Genomic DNA, 24009 nt, shown 5'->3' with positions numbered 1-24009 from the left:
ACCTCCGTAATTATCTACCATTACAAAGTACCACATCTATTTTATTCTTTTTTGATAAGTTCCTCAAGAAAATCTATCTGAAAGTGACAATACCCTGACTTTTCCAGATTGACACCTCAAGACGAATTGCCTAAACTTATAGTGATATCATAAAAGGAGAGAGGATTCGTGGAACCCATAACCTCAATAAAAGAAGAACTTAATGAAAAGAGCGGTTTCCATATATGGTGGCGGCTGCTGCGCCCGCATACACTGACCGCCTCTGTTGTGCCGGTATTTGTCGGAACCATGTTTGCACTGACCACCCACCAAATTAACGTGTGGTTATTTTTGGCAATGCTTCTGGCTTCCATACTGATCCAGTCCGCTACAAATATGTTCAATGAATATTACGATTTTGCAAGGGGATTGGATAACGAAAAATCAGTTGGCATCGGTGGTACAATTGTGAGAGATGGCATTTCACCAACAACCGTCAAAAGAATGGCGTTCACATTTTTCGCGATTGCCATATTGCTTGGTGTCTATATCTGCATTGAATCCAGCTGGTGGATTGCCCTTATCGGTTTAATCTGTATGCTTTTTGGTTACTTGTATACTGGCGGCCCTTTACCAATTGCATATACACCATTCGGGGAACTGTTTTCCGGATTTTTCATGGGAACAGTCATCATCGGCATCAGTTATTATATCCAAACATCCGTCATAACAAGCTCAGTCATTTGGCTTTCAATTCCGATTGCCATTTTTATCGGCGGTATCATGATGTCTAATAACATCCGTGATTTGGACGGTGATAAGGAAAACGGGAGAAAAACAGTTGCCATTCTCCTGGGACGGAAAAATGCCGTTCGATTTCTGGGTATCATGTTTATCGCTGCCTATTTCTTAACGGGGCTATACATTCTTTCAGACGTGCTTCCGGTATGGTCGGTTATAGCGTTTCTCAGTGTCATAAAAGCAAGTGATGTCATTCGTAAATTCCGCGGCAAAACCAAACCACTGGAAATGATGCCGGCAATGGCTGCAACTGGAAAAACCAACACACTATACGGATTGCTGCTTGGCATTTCGCTTTTAGTCAGTAATTTTTTCTGATACAAAAACACACGAACCGGCCGTTCTGCCGATTTCAGTTAAAGGAGCTGCTCTTAATTGGAATACAACGATACACTCATCGAAGCACTGGGGATTGAAACGGTCTCACTAGAAAAAGATAAGGTCGTTATGACGATGCCTGTCGATAAAAGAACACATCAGCCGGCAGGGTTCTTGCACGGCGGAGCGAATGTTGCATTGGCCGAGACGGCTGCAAGCATGGGGGCACTTATGAACGTTGAGCCTGAACAGTTTAATATATTTGGACTCGAGATTAATGCCAACCATATTAAAAGCAAACGCGAAGGTATTGTCACTGCAACAGCAACACCACTCCACAGGGGCAAAACAACCATGGTGTGGGAAATCAACATCACGGATGAACCAGGTAACTTGATATGTATATCCCGCTGTACAATTGGCGTTGTCCCTAAAAACAGAAAGGAGTAATCTCATTGCTGAGTAACGAAAAACTAAACGATTTCAAAAAACGGCTGATGGAGATGAAGAAATCAATTGAATCCGATTTGGAATCTGAAGACGAAACGAGTCCTAATGAAGCAACCGGCGACTTAGCGGATTATGATAATCATCCGGGAGATTTGGGTACCGAACAATTCGAGCAAGAAAGAGACGCGGGCCTTGACATGGTAAGAAAAGAACGGCTTGATGAAATCGAAGCGGCTCTGGAACGTGTCGAAAATGGAACATATGGCATAAGTGAAAAATCCGGAAAACCGATACCGGAAGAACGACTTGAAGCAGAGCCAACAGCTAGAAATCGTGTAGAAGAGGAAGAACAAGAATGACTGTCCCTGAATAGAGGCAGTCTTTTTTTGGCTCTAAGATGTCCTGGAAAATATTATTTAAATACTATAAGTCTAACCAAAAAAGAGTCCCCCTTCAGGATAAGTAGTGTGCGTTAATTAAGCATATTATATAATATTTTGTTGTTCATTGTAAAAACAGTGCAACTGCACACTCTACAAGTAATAGTGCCAATATAACATTAACTACTCGAAAGTATTTACGATAAGCCTTTTTAAATAACCCACCAAAAAATATCCAGCTCAAGGTAGCAATAATCCCTATTGTGGAAATACTCAATCCAAACAGTAAAAGCATACCGACTGATGTATAATATGGTGTAACATATCCTGTCAACGCAGTGATTCCAAATAAAAATATTTTCACATTAACAATCTGCAAAATAAAACCAACGAAAAATGGCTTCCTCGCTATTTAATGTTTAGTCTAATGTTTCATATAGCTGTCCATACTGGGTAAAAACTATTAAATTACCCGGGAGTGTTGGCTTTATGAAGAATTTTGAAGAAAAGTATAATATGTTTCAATCTGCCTTGGAAATACCTGAACCTTGGTATGTTTTTCATCATGAACTGGCAAAAGATGAAAAGACCTTACACATCTATATCGAATACAGATCAGGTGCTGAATTTACATGTCCTAACTGTGGAAATCCAGGCTGTAAAGTCCATGATATTTATGATCAGGATCGCACATGGCGACACCTTGATTTTTGGCAATATCAAACATTGCTTCATGCCAGAATGCCGCGTGTTAATTGTGAATCCTGCGGTAAAATACGTACCGTCAAGATAGACTGGGCACGGCCGGGTGCCGGGTTTTCATTATTCTTTGATTATCATGTGATGTCCTTAATGGCTGAAATGCCTGTGGCAGCTGTTGCTCGTAAGGTTGGTGAACATGATACCCGTCTCTGGCGTGTATTTAAGTATTATGTTCATCAAGCGATGAAGGAGCTTGATGTCTCCAGTGTGACACGCGTCGCCATTGATGAAACATCCCGTGCCAAAGGACATAAATACGTGACACTGTTTATCGACACGGATACTAAACGGTTATTGTTCGCCACAGAAGGAAAAAGTTCAGATGTATTACAGGACTTTTGCCAGTTCCTTGAACGCAAAGGCGTTTCCCCTTCCCAAATCAGGGAAATATGTTCGGATATGTCGCCTTCGTTTATAGCAGGAATTGAAGCGAATTTCCCCGATGCATCGATCACATTTGATAAATTTCATGTCATGAAGCTGGTGAACGAAGCATTGGATAAGGTTCGCAAACATGAACAAGCGACCGAACCATTACTGAAAAATTCACGTTACGTGTGGCTAAAAAACCAAGAAAATCTAACCAAAAAGCAGGACAGTAAATTCCAGAAACTTAAGGACATGGACTTAAAAACAGGGCGTGCCTATCGCATAAAATTATCCCTCCAGAAGATGTGGCAACTATCACCGCTATCCTCTGATATTTATTTTGATGCATGGTATGACTGGGCCATCCGTTCACAGTTGGAACCTATGATCAAGGCTGCAAAGTCACTGAAAAAGCACAAGGACGGTATTTTAAGGTGGTTCATTACCAAATTGACCAATGGGCTGCTTGAAGGCATAAATGGCCTGGTTCAAGCTGCCAAGAGAAAGGCTCGAGGTTACCGCTCTACGGACAATTTCATCGCCATGATCTACGCGACAGTTAACAAACTTGATTTAATTGTTGAGCCATGACTATAGTGTTTCCTTCGTTTGCTTGCCAACTCTCCCTTGGATGCTTTACAGGTTGTCAAGCGCTTTCCTTGACGACCTGTAAAGCATCCAAGACAATACAGGCAGCAAACAAGGAATGGTAGATTTATGTGGTGCTATTATACTAACTTTTCAACACTAAATAGCGAATAGCCGAAAAATGAAGGTTGTTTATCCTTTTTTTCAATATGAGGATTACTAGTCACCACTTGATAAGCAAGCCATAAGATATAAATGACTCCAGCATATTTAAGAATGATCATTATTGGATTGATAAAATTTGCTAATCCAAAAACAAAAATTGCGACGGATACTTGGACAAGATAATATCCAGTAAAAATTCCAAAAAATAAGCGTTTCCCTCTCTTCCAACCATAATTGGTCATTGTATTTAAAGCTAGGATATTACCAGGTCCTGGTGTAAAGGCATTAATGAACAGGTATACAACATATGAAATAGCTGCTTGGATTCCCATACTAATATTAATTCCACCCCTTTGTATATTTTGATCTCAGCTTATCGCCATCAGTAATTAATATTATAAGGGGTGACTTAGATATAGTATAATTCTAAAAGTATATACCTTGATATAGTTTAAAGCTATATCAAGGTGATTATGACACTTTTCTATATTTCTTTGGCAATCTTTTTTAATGCATCTAAATAGATTTGACCAAGTCTCGGTAAATTGACATCTTTATGCTTTATGGTTCCAACCCTTATGATTTCTTCCACATTAAGCGGCACAGCAATAATAGCATCTCCATGAAGATATTTAGGAAACACTCCAGTAGAAATTGTATACCCATTTAGACCAATCATAAAATTAACAATAGCCGCACGATCACTTACTTTAATGCTTTTCTTTACACTTCTTGTACTTAATATTTCTTCTGAAAAGTAAAAGGAATTGTATTCTCCTTGCTCAAAAGAAAGGCGCGGATAATCATCTAACTCTTCCAAATCAATAGATTTCTTTTTGGACAATGGATGCTCTTTACTTATGAAAACATATGGCTTAGTAGTAAATAATTCTGAAAAACTTATATTTCTCTCTTTCAAAAGATTTAACATTACTGACTCATTATAATTACTTAGGTAGATAATGCCTAACTCACTCCGTAAATTTTTCACATCTTCAATAATTTCATATGTTTTAGTTTCACGAAGCGTAAATTCATATTCAATAGATCCAAATTCCTTTACGAGTTCAACAAAAGCATTAGCTGCAAAATTATAATGATGGGTTGAAATACAAAAATGCTGCCTTGCTTTTTCTTCTCCCATATATTTTTCTTCAAGCATGTTGTACTGCTGCATGACCTGTCTGGCATAACCTAAAAACTCGGCACCCTCGTTAGAAATAGTTATTCCTCTATTTGTCCTAACAAATATTGTGATTTTTATTTCCCTCTCTAATTCTTTTATAGCATTCGACAAGCTTGGCTGAGAGATAAATAAACTTAGTGCCGCCTCATTCATAGACCCTTTACTTGCTACTTCTAAAACATATTTTAATTGTTGTAATGTCAATTTGAACACCTCCCTTTTAAATAAAACTAGTTCTTATTCCTGTTTCGCGATCGTTTGAGGAATACGGGTAACAGTCTTCAGTATACAACTTTATTGTTAAGTTATCGACTTTATTATTAAAAGACACCATCAACAAGTCCAATCTTGACACATCTTCTATATGTAACTATAATTGTTACATCGGTGGTGAAAAGAAATGAAAAATAATCGTTTAGCTGTATCCATTCATATTCTTTCTTTGGCTGCCCTACATTCACGTGAACAACTGACATCTGATTTTATTGCGCGTAGTATTCAAACGAATTCCGTTGTGGTCCGACGGCTTACGAGCGAGTTAAAACATGCCGGGCTTTTGACCTCACAACCAGGAATTACCGGCATTCAATTGACAAGGCTTTCTACGGATATCACTTTATTGGACATTTATAAAGCGATACAAGGAAATCAAGAATCCGTTTTTGCCATACATCAGAACCCTAACCCGCACTGTGAAGTAGGTGCTAATATACAGTCTACCTTGGACACAACGTTTGGCAAGGTTCAACAAGCGATAGAGAAGGAATTATCCAACCAAACCTTACAAGACATAGTGAACGATCTCTTTGAATAAAAGAGATTTTTTCACCACCGAAATGTAACCTTTATTGTTACAAAAAACTAAGGAGGAATCAGAAATGAAAATAGGCGTCATTGGCGCAAGTGGCAAAGCAGGAAATCTTATTTTAAAAGAAGCCCTTCAACGGGCACATCAGGTAACAGCTATTGTTAGAGATGCATCAAAACTTTCCGATAAGAGTGTTGACGTTATAGAAAAAAATATCTTTGATCTCACACCAGAAGATATCAAAGCTTTTGACGTTGTAGTGAACGCCTTTGGTGCCCCACTTGGTGAAGAGCAAGCACATGTTGATGCAGGGCATGCATTAATCCAGGCCCTTAAAGGGACAAATACAAGAGCGATCATTGTCGGTGGAGCCGGAAGCCTATACGTTGATGAAAACAAATCTGTTAAGGTGATTGATACTCCTGATTTTCCAGTTGCATTTAAACCAACAGCCAAAGGCCAAGCACGAAATTTGAAAGAATTACAGGAAACAACGGATATTACTTGGACATTCATCAGTCCGTCTGCCGTATTTGATGCGGAAGGAAAGAAAACGGGATCATACCAGTCAGGAAAAGATCAGCTTCTTGTTAATTCAAAAAGTGAAAGTTATATAAGTTACGCTGACTTTGCCATTGCTGTATTGGATGAAATCGAAAATCCTCAACACCTTAACGAGCGATTTGTTGTAGTGGGAGAGTCGGATTAAATAAAACACAGTCACTTTCGCCGACGAATCAATTGCCATCCTCCTAAATATGGGGGATAGCAATTCAACCTATTCAGACAAAGGTATTTGAAGAATCATGTATCCTTCAGAAGGGTATTTAAAATAATTTTGACCCGTTTTATCAATGCTTTTAGGACGATGACAATATTTATTGTCACTTTGTTAATTATCGTGCTCATACGAATAATAAAATATCAATTTTCTTTAAAAGCGTTGTTATAGCCGTAAAAAATAGCGCACTAAATGTTATTTAGTACGCTAATTATAATGTGATTTTATATTTTCTCCACCGTAAGTGAACTACTTACCTTCAGAACACTCCATAAACTATGACGCCATGTTCACTTGTTTTTGTTCAATCCATGTCTTCATTTTAATAAACAGCGGTACAAACAATAAGCCGACTACGACACCTTTTATGAGATTGAATGGCAGTATACCAGCCGAGACGGCTATCCATTTTGCAGTTTCCCCTGCCATTTCAGGTGCGCCAATAAACCAAGCATAGGCAGGCAGAATAACATAGTAATTTAAGATACTCATGCCAAGGGCCATAATGATTGTTCCTGTTACAATACCGGATACGACACTCTTAACACCTTTGAATTTATGATAAAGCATCGCTACAGGCACAATGAACATTACCCCGGCCAGGAAATTGGAAGCAACACCAATCGGATCACCGGCACCTGACACAAGCAAATACAGCAAATTTTTGATGCCCTCGACAACAACCCCTGCCATCGGTGAAAAAATGAGTGCTGCAATTAATGCCGGTACTTCACTGAAGTCAATTTTCAGGTAAGGCGGCAAAAATGGCAATGGAAAATTCAAAAAGAAAAGTACTAATGAAATGGTTCCCAAGAGCGCCAAAATAATTGTTTTTAACAGTTTTGATGATCGAAAATTCGTTTCCATCATCCTTCCTCCTTCATCTTAATCGATTCCCATCTCTGTCTGATGAAGGATAGGCCGTTTCCACTGGATTGTTCACCCGCTGAGACATACACTGAAACGCTTTATAGCAAAATAAAAACCCTAAAACCTATACGGGGCTTTAGGGTATTGTCTACAGGAAAATTCAAAGTACTTAAGTGTACCAGTTTCCGGCTCTCATCTTCTCCCATCCAGACTGTAACTGTCGGTTCCGGACTTGCACCGGATCCACCGCTGAGCTTAGCAAAGCGGGTCACGGACTTGAAGCACCTATTCATGCCCCTTACCGTCGGTCGGGAATTGCACCCTGCCCCGAAGATGTGAATCGATATGTTATTTTAAAGGTATTATACAATGAAATGATGCATTTGAAAAGGGGAATGCTTCGATTTTTTAATTAATTTTCAAAAAATGATATATCATTTCGATTACTGTCTATAAAAAAACTCCCCGGGTGCATCATCCTGCACACGGGAAGTCTAATGACGCAGATTTCAAATTATTCACCGTCAGTATTAATGAATAATTTACCTTCTGCCGTTTTACGTGTTTCGTTGCCAAATTCATCGACAACTTTCACTTCAATTTGCGCTCCTTCCGCAACGATGTTATTGGTGGCGGTCCAATAGCCGACATAATGGCCGTCAGACACTTCCATCATTGGCAGCTCAGTCGCATTTTCAACCTGATTGCTTGAATTTGTCAGCGGCATATGGATAAAGAATGTTGCATCCTGTCCCGGCTCACTGTCAAATTCAATGCGTACGCTTTCACCTGCTTCCAGGCTCTTATCTTCAGTCGGCAGCAGGTTATCGATCGTTGGTGCAACAAAATCGACCTCAATCGTAACGGATTCTGTTGCCGTATTTCCTGCCAGATCGCCGGCAACAACTTCGATTTCATTTTCACCATTATCAAGAAGGATCCGTTTTGAATAAGATCCGTCATCTGCTACGTCAGCTTCACGGCCGTTTATTTCTACCGTGTCAAGGTTGGCATCTTCAACAGCTCCCTCGACTGTAACGGTTTCACGATTTGTTTTGTCCCCGTCCCCCGGATTATCAATCGTAATCTCAGGGCTGGCTGTATCCAATGTGACGGTGACTGGTTCGGATTCACCTGTTTGTGCACCATCCATTACAGATACTGCCTTCAATTCATTCGTGCCCTCAGTCAGTTCGACCGGAATTTCAAATTCTCCACTGTCGCCGACTTCAACAGTACCGGCTTCCTCTCCATTATTCAACAATTGAATCGTTGTTGTTGGAGAAGCAGTTCCTTCGACCGTTATTTCTTCTTCGTTCGTAATGTCATCTTCTGCCGGCGTTGTGATAACAGGTGCTTCTACTTCATAGCTGACGCGTGAACGAATCATATAGTTACCTTCAGCAGTCGGTGACTGTGACCACGTACCGCTAACCTGCTGGTAACTGCGCTCAGCGTTTGTACTATTCTCATCTGTTGCGAGTCCTGGTACATTCGGATTTGCTCCCGTTTGGACATAGACCATATAGAAGTCACCATCCACCGTGATATTGTGCTCCCGTAAGTCTACAACGGTCCATTCTTCAAGGTCCCGTATCGCTTCAGCTTCGACAGGGCCAGCAAGTTTTTCACCGGGCATGCCGTCTGTTCCGGATGCATCCCATACTTCAACTGCGAACTCAGTACCACCCGGATCAGGAAATTCAGTGTCATGGAATTGGAAGACCCCGTCTGTCACGACTGCTGAATCTTCACCCTCCGGCAAGGACATTTTTACTGCCCACTTGTTGCCGGCATCATAAAATGCACGGGCATTTTCAGCTGAGCCATCGTCATAGCCTATCTCCCCGCCGGGATACGTGTAGAATGGTTCCAGTTCCACATCCTGTTCCATATCCTCATCAAGCGCCACTTCTACCTCTTTACTGTGGTAGTCAGCAGCCAACACTCTAAGCGTATAGGTTCCTTCATAGCCTGTAATCGAATAGTTACCATTTTCATCAGTTTCAACAGGTGTCACATTGGAATCTTCAACAAGAAGCACGGTAGCTCCTTCAATCGGTTCACCTGTTTGTTCATCCGTAATGGTACCTGTTACTGTCGATTGCGGAACCTCATCAAGTGTGAAATCCGCCTGTGCTGTCGCATCTGCTTCAAGCGTCACACTTTGTTCTTTCGATTCGAAGCCATATGACTCAGCTTTCAACGTAAATGTGCCGGCAGCATGACTCATTGAATACTCACCTGTGGCCGGATCAGTCGTGACCGATCTGCCGCTTTCCAGCACACTTACTTCGGCGTTGATTGGCAACAGGTTAGGGTTGACGGCTTCACCATCTTCAGGGATGTCCTTTTCTTCAGGTAATGTCGGCTGGATTTTATTTGGATCGACTTTTTCTTTCAATCCTGCTTTTTCGTCCGCTTTAATGACGCCCAGTCCTAAGCCATTACCATTGTGAATGCCGCTGAACAAGCGGTTACCGCCTCCGTTATTGCCTTTTCCTTTTCCATTCTTGTCTTTAGAAGCCTTGCTGCTTTGTGATGTATCGGATAAAGCAACATCATCGATATACCAGCCCTCCCGCGTAACACTTAAATCGGTTGTTACATTAAATCCGATATAGATGCGCTGGCCGCTGTATTCCGATAAATCGACTTCTGTACTTTCCCAACCGTTTGACTCACCTTGGACTTGCGTGAGCTGTGTCCATTCCTCCTGATCAGTCGAAACAAACACGTGACCGAAATCATAAGCATTTCCATTATCATACATTTCCAGGTTATGCCACTGGTTGAATTGCAAATATGCTTCTCCTTCAGGCATATCAATTGGCGGCATAACAAGTGTTGCATTCATATTGCTGTCATATTCGCCATCCAGGTTGGTTCCATAAACATTCTCACCGGATGCCGCATTATCAGGACCGGATGTTGGCGTTCCCAGCTCCCAGCTGTTATTTTCACCAAACGATGTCCAGCCTGCAGGGTTATTTTCAAAGTCCTCAGAATAACCCGTTGAAATGCCTGGTTTTACTTCAATAACATATTCGTCACTCGTCACATCATTGTCACCAAAATCCCGAATGACCCATTTATACGTCACTGAATCTTCAGTCATGTCGTCACCAGGGATGGTGGCTGTATAGTTACCTTCTTCAAAATCTCCGGATACACGATCTGCTTCAACGGTCTGCCATTCACCGTTTGTATCCTGGTACTCCAGCTCTACCGATGCGACACTGACGTTGTCACTTGCCTGCACATTCAGATCAAGATCCATGCCGGCATATGTTTCTGCCGGTGCAGTATGCTCAAAAATAGGTGCTTCGTTGTCTTCACCCTGCTTCGTTACTTGACCTTCAATCGTACCAATACCGTCCTCCAGTGCGCTTACTGCGTCATAGGCATTCACCAAGCCGTGTCCAAATCCGTTATTCGGAGATTCCGGATACGTATCATTAGTTAATGGAATGGCCGTATCCATTAAGACTTGCTCCATCTCATCAACGGTTATACTGCTATCGACTTGACGCAGCATTGCAGCAACAGCCGCAGCAGCCGGTCCTGCCATTGACGTTCCGCTCATTGCACCATACTCGCCACCCGGTAAGGATGAACGAATGCCTACTCCGGGAGCGGATATATCCGGTTTAATTTCATCATATGGTGATGGTCCTTCCAAAGAAAAGTCGGCTAAATTGTCGTCACTGTCTGTCGCACCTGTTGCAAATGATTCCGGATAGTTAGCCGGTGCAGCAACAGATCCTGGTCCGCCCGGATTCCCAAGGCCAGTGTTGCCGGCCGAAAACTCAGGGAATATTTCAGCAGCCCGCCAATTAATAACAACATCGCGATACCATTCATCAAGACCTGGTCCGCCGCCCCATGAATTGTTGACAACATCCGGAGCCAAATCAGCACGCTCGTTCCCTTCTGAGTCAGTTGGTGCTAAAATCCATTCAGCAGCTTCGAGAAGGTCAGCATCTGTTCCCCCGGCTGCTGTAAATGCTTTAACCGAAATAAATTCGGCGCCCGGGGCAACCCCGACCTGGTTGGAGCCATCCGTTTCATGACCGACCATTGTACCGGTAACATGTGTCCCATGTCCCTGATCGTCATATGGTTCTGATTCACCCGCAGTTGCATCAAACCAGTTAAAATCGTGGTCAACTTCATCGGTTGATGCGTCATAGCCGCGATAGTTTTCCTTCAGTGCCGGATGATCCCATTGAACACCCGTATCAATGCTTGCCACGACCGTTCCTGAACCATCGATACCCATTTCCCAAGTTTCCGGTGCGTTAACACGATTCACGTTCCATTCAACGTTAGCAATATCGGATTCCGGTGTCTTGACATCCTTTGTCTCAGGTTTAAACAATGTCCGGGTTTCGTTCGGCAAAATCTTCTCAACTTCTTCAAAACCAGCTATTTTTTCAGCCACGTCCTTCGTTGCCTTCACAGCCATGCCATTGACAATGTGATAGGAATGGATATTCTCCGCATTGCCTTTTTCCGATTGCTTTTGCAAAAATTGTTTGACATTCTGCTGTGATTCCAGTGCAGTCGATTTAAGTTCCGAAATGACGGCTGAACGCTGCACAAATTCTGCTTTTTTTGCAGTCATGTTAGCAGATTCGGCATTTTTTCTGGCTTCTGCCGCTACTTTCTTGGAATCAGCCTTTTCTTTAAATTTGACTAAAAAAGTCACCTTGTCGTTATCTTTAAACTGTTTCTGCAGACGTTCATTCACTTTGTTTTCAGCGACTTCCCGGGAGTTTTTGAATGCGTCATGCGGCTTGTTGTTTTTCGCTTCAGATTCGGCAAGGCCTGTTCCCGGTGCCATCAATGAAAAGACCATCAACACGGACGCCACAATACTAAAGATTCTTGTTTGACGCTTTTTTCTCGGCAAGCTAATTCCTCCCCTTTTGTTATTTACTAAACAATGACCTCCCAAGCTGCCCTCCTTTCTGAGATAATACGTGTGATTGTCATAGATGCCTGCATGTGGCAAAGAATCTATGATGTTAATATCACTGTAATAGATTTAAGGGAAAAATTGTGTCGAGTTATGTCGAATTATATCTGAATTTTCGGAATTGATAATAAAGTACCGATTACAATATTACTGTCCATCGACAAAAGTATTACAATTTGTAACAAAAAATCATCATCATTCGCCCGAAAATCCCAGTATATAAGCATTTAATAGATTTCAGGTTCATTTTGCCCATAGACACATTTCGTGATAGAAGCAAGAAAAATAGATAAATAATCCTGCATTATATGACTTGAATCAACCATCAGCTGAAATTATTAATAAATTACCAGTGATTGGTGCCTATTTCGGATGAAAAATATAAATTTTTGGGTCAAAAGATCTAGAAACACATGAGTTCATGCCAGTACTTACAGCCTAAAAAACCTCAAACCCGGGTTGAGTTTGAGGTTACTTTTGATTTTTCGGTTTTAGAGGCTGTCCTTTAAATATACATTTTTAATCGAGCGGGTTCAGGCTTTCATCCCCTGTCAGATCAGAAATCATCGTTACAAGCAATTCAATTTCTTCATCAATATCTTTCAGACTAGATGTTTCAACCGGTGAATGCATGTATCGCAATGGCAGGGAAACAAGCGACACAGGCACCCCTTTACCAGTGAATCGCATGCGGTCAGCATCGGTTCCGGTCATGCTTGGTGTCAATTCATACTGTACTTTCATGTTTAGTTTTCTGGCGGTTTTTTCAAGCAGCTGATTGATCTTAATATTTATTGGTGCGCCTTTTGCAAGCACTGGTCCGCCTTCCAATTTGACATCGCCGTGTTTATTTTGATCAACACCGGGATAATCTGTAGCGAATGTGACATCACAGGCAATCGCCATTGTCGGTTGAATGCCTGCAGCTGCAAAATAGGCACCACCCATATTTGTTTCTTCATTCACGGTGCTGGCTGCATATACCCCGACGCGACAGCCTTTTTCTGACAACCGTTTTAATACTTCAGCTGCGATGAACGCGCCTGTCCGATTGTCAAGACCGCGTCCGGATACATAACGTTCCATCAATACTTCCGGTTCCGTTTTATAAACAGCCAGGTCCCCTATCTGCACATTTTTTTCCGCTTCCTCTTTTGATTTATAGCCACAATCAATAAACAAGTCTTCCAGGCCAAAATCATCTTTCAAGCCGCCATGATGCTGAGCGTTGACACCTATTACACCGGTGAGTTCATTGCCGAAACCAAGAATCGTCACTTTCAATCCAACAGCAGCTTTCGGATTGATGCCACCCATTTTATCAAAATGCAAAAAACCCTTATCATCGATACGATTGATGACGAGCGCAATTTCATCACAATGGCCTGCAAGCAGCACCTTGAAGGGTGCATCCGGATTCAGTACACCGAAAGCGTTCCCGGCATTATCTGTTCTGATTTCATCTGCATATTCTTTAACATACTCAATCCATTTTTTTTGAATAGCCATCTCACTGCTGGATGGAGACGGTGTGTTCAAAAGTTCCATTAAAAAATTTGTGTCTGTCTCTCCCATGAATATACCTCCTTGCTTGGAATCACCCTTTCATCATAGCAGATTTTATCCCGCATGTAACTGGCAGTAAAACCCCCACCTCAAATAGTCGAGTACACGATGAAGATTAGGTGGGGGGATAGCTGCCAGTAAATGTCCGATTCGTTCATCTAACAATCAGTGGGGGAGAAAACCCCCATTGATTGAAGATTCACTTTATATGAAAATGTCTCTGCAAAACGGGGTAAATGACTTTAACAAACTAAATGCTCGCAATATTGAAAGAGAAAGCACTTTTGTTTACGGTCTGTCATTTATTGGGTAGACTTTAGAAAGAAATCGAAAAGGAGTGAACGACTGATGGATTTGAATCAATGGTATGAAAAAGGGATGGATCCCGATACGTATATTGAAGCAATGGATGAAAATAAAGACAATCTCTTACATATTTATGATGGCTTCAAACCGCCTGAAGACAATGAATTTAACCGAAAACTGGCTGATAAAAATTTGCGTGTGATTGTTCTAACCGAAGACTGGTGCGGTGATGCGATGCTGAACATCCCAATTTTGCTTCATATATCAGAACAGGCGAACATGCCGGTTAAAGTTCTTCTTCGTGATGATAATCTTGAACTGATGGATCAGTATTTAACGAACGGCAAATCCCGTTCGATCCCGATTTTCATTTTTATCGATGAATCCGGAAAAAGGGTAGCGAAATGGGGCCCGCACGCCGATAAAATTCAGGAGTTTGTTGATGAATCAACCAATCAATTGCCGTCCAAAGATGACGAAAATTATAGTGAAAAAGCAAAAGAAATGTATCTGTTCATATCAAAAACCTTCAGAGACAATACTAATTTCTGGCAGGACGTCTACAACAGTATTAAAGCCACATTAGATAAAGAAGCAAACCTTTAGAATGACTGCCCAGCCAGACTGTGTATATTGATTTATGCCCTTTGTCCATACTATATGTAAAGTGAAACTTTATTCAGTGGGAGATCCTGCTCTTCCCACTAAATATAAGGGACAAAGGTGACAAAATGAATCTTGAGATGTTTAAACATATTTTCTACCGGATGCCGATAGTTGTCAGACTTTTATTGTCAGTCTTTGTGGTGATGATGCTGTTTGGAACAGTGATCCGGCTTGTCGAACCCCAGCAATTCCCCTCGGTTTTCGATGGCGTATGGTGGGCTTTTGTAACTGGAGCAACAGTCGGTTATGGCGATTATGTCCCTCTTACGGTTCCCGGAAGGATCATTGGGATATTACTTATTTTGTCCGGAGGAGGACTTTTGACTTTTTTTCTTACCACATTTGCTACGAAAACGATTAATCACGAGAACGACTTGTCAGAGGGGAAAGTTTCATTTAATGGTAAAAATCATATCGTTGTTATCGGCTGGAATGAGCGGACCAGACAGCTGGTGGAAATGATAGCGGATAAGGATTCGAATCAGGAACTTGTTCTGATTGACCGTACACTAGATAAGCTGCAATACCGGCATTATCCTGTTCACTTTATTCATGGTGATCCAAGTGAGGACGCTGTATTGGTACAAGCTAATATTCAGGATGCAGAATCAGTGTTAATCAGTTCAGATGTTACAATAGAAGAGCGGAAAGCCGATATCAATACGATACTGACAACCATAGCTGTCCGCGGGAACAATCAGGATATCCCGATTAATACTGAAATCCTCACCATCAGCCAGGTTGAAAATGCCATCAGAGCAGGTGCTGATACTGTTATCAGCTCGAATGACTTTATGAGCACACTTTTTTATCACGAACTTTTCCATAAAAAAGATACAAGACCATTTGAAACGGTATTAAATTTGTTAAACGACCAGCAATTCTCCCATATTAAACTTCCGGAAGAACTGGAAGGCAGTTCCTTTAAAAAAGCAGTACCCTTCTTTCTGGAAAACCATGAAATATTATTGGGTATTATCCGCGACAATGATTGGCTGATGAACCCTTCAGAAATCACACTTGGAACGGAGGATACACTGATTATCCTGTCATCCTGGCAATAGCAATTGTTCTATATTTCTCATGATTCTTTCGCCTGTCAGATGTAATTCCGGTGCATCCGGCAAATTGACTGATGACTGAAACTTGCTTCCAGCAGGCGAGGTCCCTTCATCCGTCCCTCTACCGTTCCTTGTCTCACCTTTATAATCAAGTATATATGGCTGATCGACCCTTACTGTCACACCAGGATAGTTCAGTGAACCAGCAACAGCATAAAATGGTATTCTTAATACATAATGGTGTCCTTGGTCCTCAATCGTAAGTTCCACAACTTCGTTTATATAATCCCAGTTTGCCGCTATGATGTCCCCGCCCGGTTTAAGCCTCTCTTCCAGCACGAATAACGGATATATAGTATTTTCAATGTTGGATTGCAATCGAATCATGCCCCGGTCTCCTTTTTTAAAAACCTTTTACAATTTATGTTTTGCTCAGATTTGGAACTTATGCTAAAATGTTTTATTGTGTGAAAAGAATCGAATAATTTATAGGAGTGTTCAGCATGACAGACAAGTTTGAAGCAGGCCAGGTTTTAGAAGGTAAAGTGACAGGAATCCAGCCATATGGTGCTTTTGTTGCCCTTGACGATGAAACACAGGGTTTAGTTCATATTTCCGAAATCACGCACGGCTATGTAAAAGATGTTAATGATCATTTAGCTGTCGGTAACGAAGTGCAAGTGAAAATTTTGAACGTGGATGCGGAAAATAATAAAGTATCCCTTTCAATTCGTGCCACTCAGGAAGTGCCTAAAAATCGTCCTGACAACAAGAAAAATGACACAGTAAAACAGGAAGATAATGCAAATAATGGATTTAATACACTGAAAGACAAACTCGATCAGTGGATCAAACAGTCAGAAGAACGTGAAGGAACGTTCCGCAATTAATGAATTAAAGAGCTTTTTACGTAAGCAAACGTGAAAAGCTTTTTTTGTAATGGCTTGCGGCAAAGCTTTATATTCTTGATTTAGCAGTCTCAATTCGGGTACAGTAAAAAGAGCAGACAATGAAGGAGGCATCACACTTTGACACATATTAATTTTTCCTATAATAAAGCAATGAATTTCTTCAGCCAGCATGAGCTCGATTATCTATCAGACTACGTTGAATCAGCACATCAATCACTTCATGAAAAAACCTCTCAGGGCAACGATTTTCTTGGCTGGGTTGATCTGCCGGAAAACTACGACCGGGAAGAATTTGCACGGGTAAAGTCGGCAGCTGACAAAATCAAAAACGATTCGGATGTTCTACTCGTGATAGGCATCGGCGGCTCGTACCTGGGCGCCCGGGCAGCTATTGAAATGCTCAGCCATTCATTCCGGAACATGTTAAATGATACACCACATGTTATATTTGTCGGGCATCATATGAGTTCTACTTATATCAGCGAACTATTCGACATCCTGAAAAACAAAGATGTATCGATTAACGTCATTTCCAAAAGCGGTACAACAACCGAGCCTGCGATTGCCTTCCGCATTTTCCGTAAATTCCTGGAAGATAAATATGGAAAAGAAAACGCTAAAAATCGGATATACGCCACTACCGACAAGGAAAAAGGCGCGCTTAAAACTGCTGCCGACAAAGAAGGATACGAGACATTTGTCATACCTGATGATGTCGGCGGGCGCTTTTCAGTACTGACAGCAGTCGGGCTCCTGCCAATTGCTGCAAGCGGTATTTCCATTGACGACATGATGAAGGGCGCCGAATCAGCGATGAAAGAGCTTGATGAGCCGGGTTTGAGCAAGAACCCTGCCTACCAATATGCGGTTGTACGGAATATTTTATACAATAAAGGCAAAACGGTTGAAATGCTCATTAACTACGAACCGCACCTGCAATATTTCAGTGAATGGTGGAAACAGCTTTTTGGCGAAAGTGAAGGCAAAGATCAGAAAGGGATTTTCCCGGCATCAGCCAACTTCACCACCGACCTGCATTCGATGGGTCAATATATTCAGGACGGGCGGCGCGACCTCTTTGAAACAGTCCTGCATGTGAACCATCCGAAGAAGGATATCACATTGGAAGAGGACGCAGAAAACGCTGACGGGCTCAATTATCTCGCCGGAAAAACAATTGATGAAATTAACGAAAAAGCATATGAGGGCACATTACTGGCGCATACGGATGGTGCTGTCCCAAATCTAATCATTGATGTACCGGCACTCGATGCTTATACGTTCGGATATCTCGCCTACTTCTTTGAAAAAGCATGTGCCGTAAGCGCCCTATTGCTCGGTGTTAATCCATTTGATCAGCCAGGCGTTGAAGCCTATAAGAAAAATATGTTCGCCCTTCTAGGCAAGCCCAGTTTTGAAGATGAAAAAGAACAGTTAGAGAAGCGCTTGAAACAATAAACGAATTAATTGATTTCATAGAGGAAAAAAATCTCAGGTTTTTTTCGCGGTTAATGTTTATATTTTCGCATACGGGGTAACACTGTAAATGTAAGACTTTCTCGTATTCCCCCTGTAAGCAAGGCATTGAAACAATAAATGCCTTGCTCTTTTTTTGTCTTCGCCTGAGGGCAATAACTTAACCTATCTCCTGAAATCAAGTATAATATAAATCAAGCTTTTTTATTTTGCAGGAGGGTTAACATGGAAAATTTTAAAAAGGTACATAACCGTGAAAAAACACGTTCTGTTAAATGGGATATGCGACATGTTGTCTTTCAATCTGACGATGTCCTCCCAATGTGGGTAGCTGATATGGATTTTCAGGCACCCAAGGCAGTCAATGATGCCCTCATTGAACGTGCAAAACATGGAATATATGGCTACACAATTATTGATGATGACATCAAAAATCCGATTATCAATTGGATATCAAAGCGTCACAATTGGGAAATCAATAAGGAATGGCTCTCATTCAGTCCGGGCGTTGTGGCCAGTTTGCATATGGCGGTGCAGGCTTTCACTGAACCGGGGGACAACATCCTGGTCCAAACCCCTGTATATACGCCCTTTTATAGCGTAATCGAAGCACATGAACGCAATGTGGTAAAAAATCCGCTTCAGCAAAAAGATCATTATTACCATATTGACTTTGAAGATTTTGAAGCGAAATTAAAGCAAGGCGTCTCGGCGTTTATTCTGTGCTCACCCCACAATCCGGTCGGACGTGTCTGGACAAAAGAAGAACTACAGGAGATGGCGCGCCTTTGCCTGAAGTATGATGTCCTGATTCTGTCCGATGAGATTCATGCGGACTTGATTTATCCGGGCAATACACATTTTCCGCTCGCCTCCCTTTCAGACGAGATTGCAAAAAAGACAATTACATTTATGTCACCGTCAAAAACATTTAATTTAGCCGGATTGCAGGCGTCTTATATTATTACATCTGATAAAGAAACAAAAGAAAAGCTGGATAACCAGCTGCTTAAGCAGGGGCATAACCATATCAACACGATGGGGAACACAGCCATGGAAGCCGTCTATAAGCATGGCGCCGAATGGCTTGATGAACTTCTAAGTGTCCTTGAGGAACATAAAAAATATGTAACAGCTATGTTGGAAGAAAAAACAGATGTATTGACTGTCACCCGGTCAGAAGGCACTTATTTGCTCTGGATTGACTGCAGCCAATTACAACTGAACAGTGAAGATTTAAAATCATTTATGAACCAAACCGCCAAAGTCGGCTTGAACGCAGGAATAGACTATGGTGACGAAGGTGAAATGTTTATGCGAATGAATATCGCCTGCCCGCGTGAAACCCTTGAAGAAGGCGTAAACCGTCTTATCAAAGCCGTAAACAACAGGTAGGATAACTTCCCATCTCAACTCAAAGAATTAAAATAAGTGTTATACTCTACTAACTATGTACAGTTAAAAACAGCAAAAAGGGCGGCCATTCAAGTGGCTGCCCTTTTCTGTATTATGGCAATATCGATTCAACAAATGACTTCATTTACTCTTCCTGATCCTGATTAAAATCAGTCGGGTCTGTTGGTGTTTCTGTTGGTGTTTCAGCTGACTTTTTTTCATCTTTGGCTATAATTCCGCATGCTATTCGGGGGCCGGATTCTCCGCCCGGCTGACTCACACCGTCATCCTGTTGTTCATGAATAATCAGTGAGGTGCCTTCACCGCTCAGCAAAGATTTTTTCCCGTCTGTTAATGTCGCTTCCGGAAGCATCAATTCAGCATCCACAAGCCCTCCCGAATCTGCCTCAACATTCGGTAAATCACCTAAATGTGAGCCTTCAGGATGCATTAATCCATGCTCGTTCCCATCAGGATTGAAATGACTGCCGGCAGTGGTGAAATCCGGCTGATCACATTTTGGATATTCGTGGACATGTATGCCATGATAACCGGGCTCAAGCCCTTCCAGCTTTAACTTTACATCCAAACCGCCATCGCCTTCTGTCAGTTGAGCCGTGCCAATCATATCAGCCGAAGTGTTATACATATCCACCGTCCGGGATGTTTCATTATTACCCTGACAAGCCGTTATGAATAGAAATAAAATAATAAACAGTACCTTTCTCATAAATGCTGCTCCTTTGCAGATGCTTTATTCTTAAGTATCTGCAGGACAGACAAAAAATAAACAGGCTCATTTTTAAATAAGCCTGCTTCACTCTTCCCTTTTATCTATATTTTGCTGATAATGCTCATCTGTTTTATCCGCTTCTTTTTTGGAGTGTTTTATAAAAAAATACATGACTACGCCTGCCCCAATCGCAAAAATAATCAGTACGATAATAGCAGGAATATACTCCGTTTTATCTTCCGGAAAGTAAAGAAATTCCATTCCCATTTTCAATCACTTCCTTTAGGAGGCTGTTCAAAAAGTTCGGTAACAATGACACATCCGTCCTTGTTATTCTACTTTTGAACACGCAATTTAAATTCATTATAGCATCCATCCTGAACATGCCAAAACAAAAACGAACCATTGGCTAATCTGATATAAATTTGGCACAATGGCGTAAAGGAGGTCTGTGCGATATGTCAATTTCCATTGGAGAAATTGTTCAGGTCAAATACAATTCAGGCAAGTACATAGGTGAAGTGCTGGAAGACCGCGGTGAACGCTATTTAGTAAAAGTTCATGCGGTTGCAAAACACCCGATGCAAGGCGACTTGCATAACCCGGGCGAAACAGAGGATGTGGTTTTCCAGGAACGAAAAGCCCTTGCCCATTATGAAAAAATGAATGTCGTGAAATCAGCCGTCAAAAGCTTTGATGGTGAAATGCCGGACTATCAGGAATCACTTCAGAAAGCAGTCAGCGATATAAAACAGCAACTTTCCGGGCAAGATACCGCGTTCAACCGGCAGTCTCTTAAACAGATTGAAGACCTGGCAGAAAACACTTATACAAAACACTATTATAAATAATAAAATGGAGCTGAGGGATCTTTCCCAAAGCTCCATTTTCAATATGCAAAAATATGGCAGTCAGATTTTTATCCCGCATGTAATGGACAGTAAACCGCCAAAGAACCGCGGTTAACTGTCCCTAAATGTCCGATTCTGTTCAACTAACAATCAGTGGAAAAACCCCACTGATTGAAGTTTCACTTTATTCGCCCAAATGCTCGTTAACTACCTCGGTAACACCTTTAATCGCTTCTTCTTCATCTCCGCCATTTGTGGTGATTTTCACTTCAGCGCCTTTCGGTATGCCAAGAGACATAACGCCCATGATTGATTTCAGGTTAACATCTTTACCGTTATATGAAATTTCAATTTCAGATTCAAACTGTCCCGCTTTATTTACCAGTAACGTCGCTGGACGAGCATGCACCCCTGTATCTGCCGTAATCGTAAATGTTTTTTCCTGCATCGATTTTCATCCTTCCAAAAATAAATTCCTAATGTATGTATTCCTTTCAATTCAGAAATACGATACCTCAAGTTTTATTATATACAAAATTTATGTATATTGAAATCAAAAAGCCATGAATCCTGTGACATTTTTGTGATATTTGTTTTTAACGAAACGATATGGTACCTTAATTCTACAATGTGTTTGTATGAAGGGGGCTATTCATAGATGAGTGTTCATATTGGCGCCAATAAAGGTGAGATAGCTGATAAAATTTTGCTGCCCGGAGATCCGCTCAGAGCAAAATTCATCGCAGAAAATTTCCTCGAAGAAGTGACCCAATATAACCAGGTGCGCGGCATGTATGGTTTCACCGGTACATATAAGGGTGAACGTATTTCCGTACAGGGAACCGGCATGGGTGTGCCATCCATATCAATTTACGTTAATGAGTTAATTCAAGAATACGATGTGCAAAAGTTGATCCGGGTCGGAACTTGCGGTGCCATTCAAAACGATGTCAAAGTCCGTGACGTGATTCTGGCTCAAGGCGCAACAACCGATTCACAAATGAACCGGATGATATTCAACGGCATAGACTATGCACCGCTCGCCGATTTTGAACTGCTGAAAAATGCGTATGATACCGGCAAGGAACAAGGGCTTAATTTACGCGTCGGAAACGTATTCACGAGCGACACATTCTATCGTGATAATGCCAAAGAAGTCAATGAACTTCTGGCTCATTATAACGTGCTCGCTGTTGAGATGGAAACAACGGCATTATACACCCTTGCAGCGAAATTTAACCGCCAGGCACTTACCATTTTGACAGTATCCGACCATATTCTGACCGGTGAAGAAACCACAGCTGAAGAACGCCAGACAACATTCCATGACATGATGGAAGTTGCGCTTGATACGGCCATAAAGTGAATCTTCAATCAGTGTGGGGGTTCTTTCTCCCCCACTGATTGTTAGATGAACGAATCGGACATTTACTGGTAGCCATCCCCCCACCTAATCTTCATCGTATACGCGAACATTTGAGGTGGGGGTCCTTACTGCCAGTTACATGCGGGATAAAATAAGATGGAGCAGATTAACTTTATTGCCCATTAGTACAAATTCATGAATCGCACAGCCTTTGCGAAACGAAGGCTTTTTTATTTTTCTCTTATTGTTGCTTTTATAATAACCAGCCTGTAATCACTGCGCTTCCCGCCGGTTATCAAGAGCTACCTCAAACATTACTGACGATTGATTTCTGCGGTTTTACTTAGGGTTACTTGCTTTCCATTCAGGTTTATATTCCTTCACTCTGATCGACGCTCCATCGTTTCCGGTCGTTTCTCCCTTCCTCGTTCAAGGATGCCTAAGGTTTAGCTTCGCCTACTATTGTTAACCATTTTTTTAATGGGTTGACAATCTTTAAGATTCTGTTTATTATCATTGATATACAAGGAGGGGTGAAATTGAAAAAACTACGCACAATTGATTTAACATTTGGTGCAGTGTTTGTATGCCTGATGGCAATCGGAGCAAACATTACGGTTTGGTTTCCGATGCTTGCTGTGCCAATCGGGGGTGCGACCGTCCCAATATCTTTGCAAACATTTTTCGCTACTATAGCCGGTTTGATGCTTGGCAAAAAGCTTGGAGCTATTTCTATGATTACATATATTTTAGTCGGTATGTCAGGTGTTCCGGTATTTGCTCAAATGACAGCAGGCCCGATGCAGCTGATCTCCCCGACCGGCGGATTTATTATTTCTTTCATATTCGTGGCATTTTTCGCAGGTTTGGTTGCCGAGGGGAGCAATAAACCGTCAATTCCAATATATGGACTGGCATCGATTGTCGGACTGGCATTCAATTACGGTATTGGTGTAACGTATATGTACCTAGCCATGAATACCTGGCTCGAACTAAACATTTCTTACGCTGTTGCATGGGGGAGCATGATTCCATTTTTGATAAAAGATACAGGACTCGCGTTTCTGGCCGCTCTATTTATGGTGAGCCTTGCGAAACGTATCCCATCAAGATGGCTTTTGACCGTAAAAACTTAAATAATAAAAAAGCGTTTATTCTTTCTTTTGTTCAAACAAGCACTGATTATGCTAAAATATATTTAGCTATTTACAGTTAGAGAACAACAGAGAGGATGTACCTC

Annotated in this window: 24 protein-coding genes and 1 riboswitch; of the genes, 14 read left to right on the top strand and 10 right to left on the bottom strand. The window is 41.6% G+C overall.

Translation table 11 applies throughout. The features are described from left to right. Positions 1-168 precede the first annotated feature (168 nt). Genes AOX59_RS00670 through AOX59_RS00660 form a run of 3 tightly spaced genes read left to right on the top strand, consistent with a single transcriptional unit; the run spans position 169 to position 1907 of the window. Positions 169-1098, top strand: a complete 930-nt coding sequence (locus AOX59_RS00670; RefSeq protein WP_068440389.1) for a 1,4-dihydroxy-2-naphthoate polyprenyltransferase — start codon at positions 169-171, stop codon at positions 1096-1098. A gap of 57 nt (positions 1099-1155) precedes the next feature. Continuing rightward, a complete protein-coding gene (locus tag AOX59_RS00665; RefSeq protein WP_068440386.1) occupies positions 1156-1548 on the top strand; it encodes a hotdog fold thioesterase in 393 nt (130 codons plus the stop codon). A gap of 5 nt (positions 1549-1553) precedes the next feature. Then, positions 1554-1907, top strand: a complete 354-nt coding sequence (locus tag AOX59_RS00660) for a TraR/DksA C4-type zinc finger protein (protein ID WP_237049337.1) — start codon at positions 1554-1556, stop codon at positions 1905-1907. 145 nt (positions 1908-2052) lie between these two features. Here AOX59_RS00660 and AOX59_RS19420 read toward each other — a convergent pair whose 3' ends face one another. Then, positions 2053-2307 (bottom strand): LysE family translocator, encoded by a 255-nt coding sequence (locus AOX59_RS19420; protein ID WP_156418608.1) that lies wholly within the window; start codon positions 2305-2307, stop codon positions 2053-2055. A 110-nt stretch (positions 2308-2417) separates the two neighbouring features. Between AOX59_RS19420 and AOX59_RS00655 the strand changes: the two genes are divergently transcribed. Next, entirely contained in the window at positions 2418-3650 is a 1233-nt protein-coding gene (locus AOX59_RS00655) for an ISL3 family transposase (protein ID WP_068440383.1), read from the top strand. A gap of 137 nt (positions 3651-3787) precedes the next feature. Here the strand turns inward: AOX59_RS00655 and AOX59_RS00650 are convergent, their stop codons facing one another. Both AOX59_RS00650 and AOX59_RS00645 read right to left on the bottom strand, forming a co-directional pair. Beyond that, complete coding sequence (locus AOX59_RS00650; RefSeq protein ID WP_068440372.1) at positions 3788-4144, bottom strand: LysE family transporter; 357 nt, start codon at positions 4142-4144, stop codon at positions 3788-3790. Between the two features lie 152 nt (positions 4145-4296). Continuing rightward, positions 4297-5202: a LysR family transcriptional regulator gene (locus AOX59_RS00645; protein ID WP_068440369.1), complete on the bottom strand. Its 906-nt coding sequence runs from the start codon at positions 5200-5202 to the stop codon at positions 4297-4299. A 196-nt stretch (positions 5203-5398) separates the two neighbouring features. On the opposite strand from AOX59_RS00645, the gene AOX59_RS00640 reads away from it, so the two are divergent. Next, complete coding sequence (locus tag AOX59_RS00640) at positions 5399-5812, top strand: Rrf2 family transcriptional regulator (RefSeq protein ID WP_068440366.1); 414 nt, start codon at positions 5399-5401, stop codon at positions 5810-5812. Positions 5813-5876: 64 nt separating this feature from the next. Next, positions 5877-6515: an NAD(P)-dependent oxidoreductase gene (locus AOX59_RS00635; RefSeq protein ID WP_068440363.1), complete on the top strand. Its 639-nt coding sequence runs from the start codon at positions 5877-5879 to the stop codon at positions 6513-6515. 348 nt (positions 6516-6863) lie between these two features. Here the strand turns inward: AOX59_RS00635 and AOX59_RS00630 are convergent, their stop codons facing one another. From AOX59_RS00630 to AOX59_RS00620, 3 genes are all read right to left on the bottom strand, one after another. Then, a complete protein-coding gene (locus tag AOX59_RS00630) occupies positions 6864-7457 on the bottom strand; it encodes an ECF transporter S component (RefSeq protein WP_418000773.1) in 594 nt (197 codons plus the stop codon). Between the two features lie 190 nt (positions 7458-7647). Further along, positions 7648-7796, bottom strand: a riboswitch (FMN riboswitch). A gap of 175 nt (positions 7797-7971) precedes the next feature. Beyond that, positions 7972-12318, bottom strand: a complete 4347-nt coding sequence (locus AOX59_RS00625) for a S8 family peptidase (RefSeq protein ID WP_082684276.1) — start codon at positions 12316-12318, stop codon at positions 7972-7974. A gap of 639 nt (positions 12319-12957) precedes the next feature. Then, positions 12958-14013 carry a M20/M25/M40 family metallo-hydrolase gene (locus AOX59_RS00620; RefSeq protein WP_068440354.1) on the bottom strand — a complete coding sequence of 352 codons (1056 nt, stop codon included), beginning with the start codon at positions 14011-14013 and terminating at the stop codon, positions 12958-12960. A 339-nt stretch (positions 14014-14352) separates the two neighbouring features. Here AOX59_RS00620 and AOX59_RS00615 point away from each other — a divergent pair, with 339 nt between their 5' ends. Together AOX59_RS00615 and AOX59_RS00610 are read left to right on the top strand one after the other, a co-directional pair. After that, complete coding sequence (locus tag AOX59_RS00615; RefSeq protein WP_068440351.1) at positions 14353-14916, top strand: thioredoxin family protein; 564 nt, start codon at positions 14353-14355, stop codon at positions 14914-14916. 125 nt (positions 14917-15041) lie between these two features. Further along, positions 15042-16040, top strand: a complete 999-nt coding sequence (locus tag AOX59_RS00610) for a potassium channel family protein (RefSeq protein WP_068440348.1) — start codon at positions 15042-15044, stop codon at positions 16038-16040. Here the strand turns inward: AOX59_RS00610 and AOX59_RS00605 are convergent. Then, positions 16026-16424 carry a YugN family protein gene (locus tag AOX59_RS00605; RefSeq protein WP_068440345.1) on the bottom strand — a complete coding sequence of 133 codons (399 nt, stop codon included), beginning with the start codon at positions 16422-16424 and terminating at the stop codon, positions 16026-16028. The two genes, AOX59_RS00610 and AOX59_RS00605, sit on opposite strands and share 15 nt — an antisense overlap. A gap of 116 nt (positions 16425-16540) precedes the next feature. Here AOX59_RS00605 and yugI point away from each other — a divergent pair, with 116 nt between their 5' ends. From yugI to AOX59_RS00590, 3 genes are all read left to right on the top strand, one after another. Beyond that, positions 16541-16927 carry a S1 domain-containing post-transcriptional regulator GSP13 gene (yugI, locus tag AOX59_RS00600; protein WP_068440342.1) on the top strand — a complete coding sequence of 129 codons (387 nt, stop codon included), beginning with the start codon at positions 16541-16543 and terminating at the stop codon, positions 16925-16927. Between the two features lie 138 nt (positions 16928-17065). Next, positions 17066-18406: a glucose-6-phosphate isomerase gene (locus tag AOX59_RS00595; protein ID WP_068440340.1), complete on the top strand. Its 1341-nt coding sequence runs from the start codon at positions 17066-17068 to the stop codon at positions 18404-18406. 243 nt (positions 18407-18649) lie between these two features. After that, the gene (locus AOX59_RS00590) at positions 18650-19819 is read left to right on the top strand and encodes a MalY/PatB family protein (RefSeq protein ID WP_068440337.1); all 1170 of its coding nucleotides are present in this window, start codon (positions 18650-18652) and stop codon (positions 19817-19819) included. A 145-nt stretch (positions 19820-19964) separates the two neighbouring features. Here the strand turns inward: AOX59_RS00590 and AOX59_RS00585 are convergent, their stop codons facing one another. Beyond that, a complete protein-coding gene (locus tag AOX59_RS00585; RefSeq protein ID WP_068440334.1) occupies positions 19965-20549 on the bottom strand; it encodes a superoxide dismutase family protein in 585 nt (194 codons plus the stop codon). An 87-nt stretch (positions 20550-20636) separates the two neighbouring features. Further along, complete coding sequence (locus AOX59_RS00580) at positions 20637-20819, bottom strand: OPA3 family protein (RefSeq protein ID WP_068440331.1); 183 nt, start codon at positions 20817-20819, stop codon at positions 20637-20639. 191 nt (positions 20820-21010) lie between these two features. Between AOX59_RS00580 and kapB the strand changes: the two genes are divergently transcribed. After that, the gene (kapB, locus tag AOX59_RS00575) at positions 21011-21403 is read left to right on the top strand and encodes a kinase-associated lipoprotein KapB (protein ID WP_068440328.1); all 393 of its coding nucleotides are present in this window, start codon (positions 21011-21013) and stop codon (positions 21401-21403) included. A 184-nt stretch (positions 21404-21587) separates the two neighbouring features. On the opposite strand, the gene AOX59_RS00570 is transcribed toward kapB, so the two are convergent. Continuing rightward, positions 21588-21851, bottom strand: a complete 264-nt coding sequence (locus AOX59_RS00570; protein ID WP_068440324.1) for a phosphocarrier protein HPr — start codon at positions 21849-21851, stop codon at positions 21588-21590. A 210-nt stretch (positions 21852-22061) separates the two neighbouring features. On the opposite strand from AOX59_RS00570, the gene deoD reads away from it, so the two are divergent. Continuing rightward, complete coding sequence (gene deoD / locus AOX59_RS00565) at positions 22062-22769, top strand: purine-nucleoside phosphorylase (protein ID WP_068440322.1); 708 nt, start codon at positions 22062-22064, stop codon at positions 22767-22769. A gap of 539 nt (positions 22770-23308) precedes the next feature. After that, positions 23309-23905 (top strand): biotin transporter BioY, encoded by a 597-nt coding sequence (locus AOX59_RS00560; protein ID WP_068440319.1) that lies wholly within the window; start codon positions 23309-23311, stop codon positions 23903-23905. The last annotated feature ends 104 nt before the right edge of the window (positions 23906-24009 follow it).

The organism is Lentibacillus amyloliquefaciens (assembly GCF_001307805.1).
In the GTDB taxonomy this organism is placed as follows: domain Bacteria; phylum Bacillota; class Bacilli; order Bacillales; family Amphibacillaceae; genus Lentibacillus; species Lentibacillus amyloliquefaciens.
The sequence above is the reverse complement of the archived record's forward strand: the minus strand, read 5'-3'. Positions and strand labels throughout refer to the sequence as shown.

Bases quoted from the DNA above. Each gene is read 5' to 3' on its own strand.
- AOX59_RS00655 (WP_068440383.1), top strand. From the start codon at position 2,418: ATGAAGAATTTTGAAGAAAAGTATAATATGTTTCAATCTGCCTTGGAA.
- AOX59_RS00650 (WP_068440372.1), bottom strand. From the start codon at position 4,144: ATGGGAATCCAAGCAGCTATTTCATATGTTGTATACCTGTTCATTAAT.
- AOX59_RS00640 (WP_068440366.1), top strand. From the start codon at position 5,399: ATGAAAAATAATCGTTTAGCTGTATCCATTCATATTCTTTCTTTGGCT.
- AOX59_RS00635 (WP_068440363.1), top strand. From the start codon at position 5,877: ATGAAAATAGGCGTCATTGGCGCAAGTGGCAAAGCAGGAAATCTTATT.
- AOX59_RS00630 (WP_418000773.1), bottom strand. From the start codon at position 7,457: ATGATGGAAACGAATTTTCGATCATCAAAACTGTTAAAAACAATTATT.
- AOX59_RS00625 (WP_082684276.1), bottom strand. From the start codon at position 12,318: ATGGTCTTTTCATTGATGGCACCGGGAACAGGCCTTGCCGAATCTGAA.
- AOX59_RS00620 (WP_068440354.1), bottom strand. From the start codon at position 14,013: ATGGGAGAGACAGACACAAATTTTTTAATGGAACTTTTGAACACACCG.
- AOX59_RS00615 (WP_068440351.1), top strand. From the start codon at position 14,353: ATGGATTTGAATCAATGGTATGAAAAAGGGATGGATCCCGATACGTAT.
- AOX59_RS00610 (WP_068440348.1), top strand. From the start codon at position 15,042: ATGAATCTTGAGATGTTTAAACATATTTTCTACCGGATGCCGATAGTT.
- AOX59_RS00605 (WP_068440345.1), bottom strand. From the start codon at position 16,424: ATGATTCGATTGCAATCCAACATTGAAAATACTATATATCCGTTATTC.
- yugI (WP_068440342.1), top strand. From the start codon at position 16,541: ATGACAGACAAGTTTGAAGCAGGCCAGGTTTTAGAAGGTAAAGTGACA.
- AOX59_RS00590 (WP_068440337.1), top strand. From the start codon at position 18,650: ATGGAAAATTTTAAAAAGGTACATAACCGTGAAAAAACACGTTCTGTT.
- AOX59_RS00585 (WP_068440334.1), bottom strand. From the start codon at position 20,549: ATGAGAAAGGTACTGTTTATTATTTTATTTCTATTCATAACGGCTTGT.
- AOX59_RS00580 (WP_068440331.1), bottom strand. From the start codon at position 20,819: ATGGGAATGGAATTTCTTTACTTTCCGGAAGATAAAACGGAGTATATT.
- kapB (WP_068440328.1), top strand. From the start codon at position 21,011: ATGTCAATTTCCATTGGAGAAATTGTTCAGGTCAAATACAATTCAGGC.
- AOX59_RS00570 (WP_068440324.1), bottom strand. From the start codon at position 21,851: ATGCAGGAAAAAACATTTACGATTACGGCAGATACAGGGGTGCATGCT.
- deoD (WP_068440322.1), top strand. From the start codon at position 22,062: ATGAGTGTTCATATTGGCGCCAATAAAGGTGAGATAGCTGATAAAATT.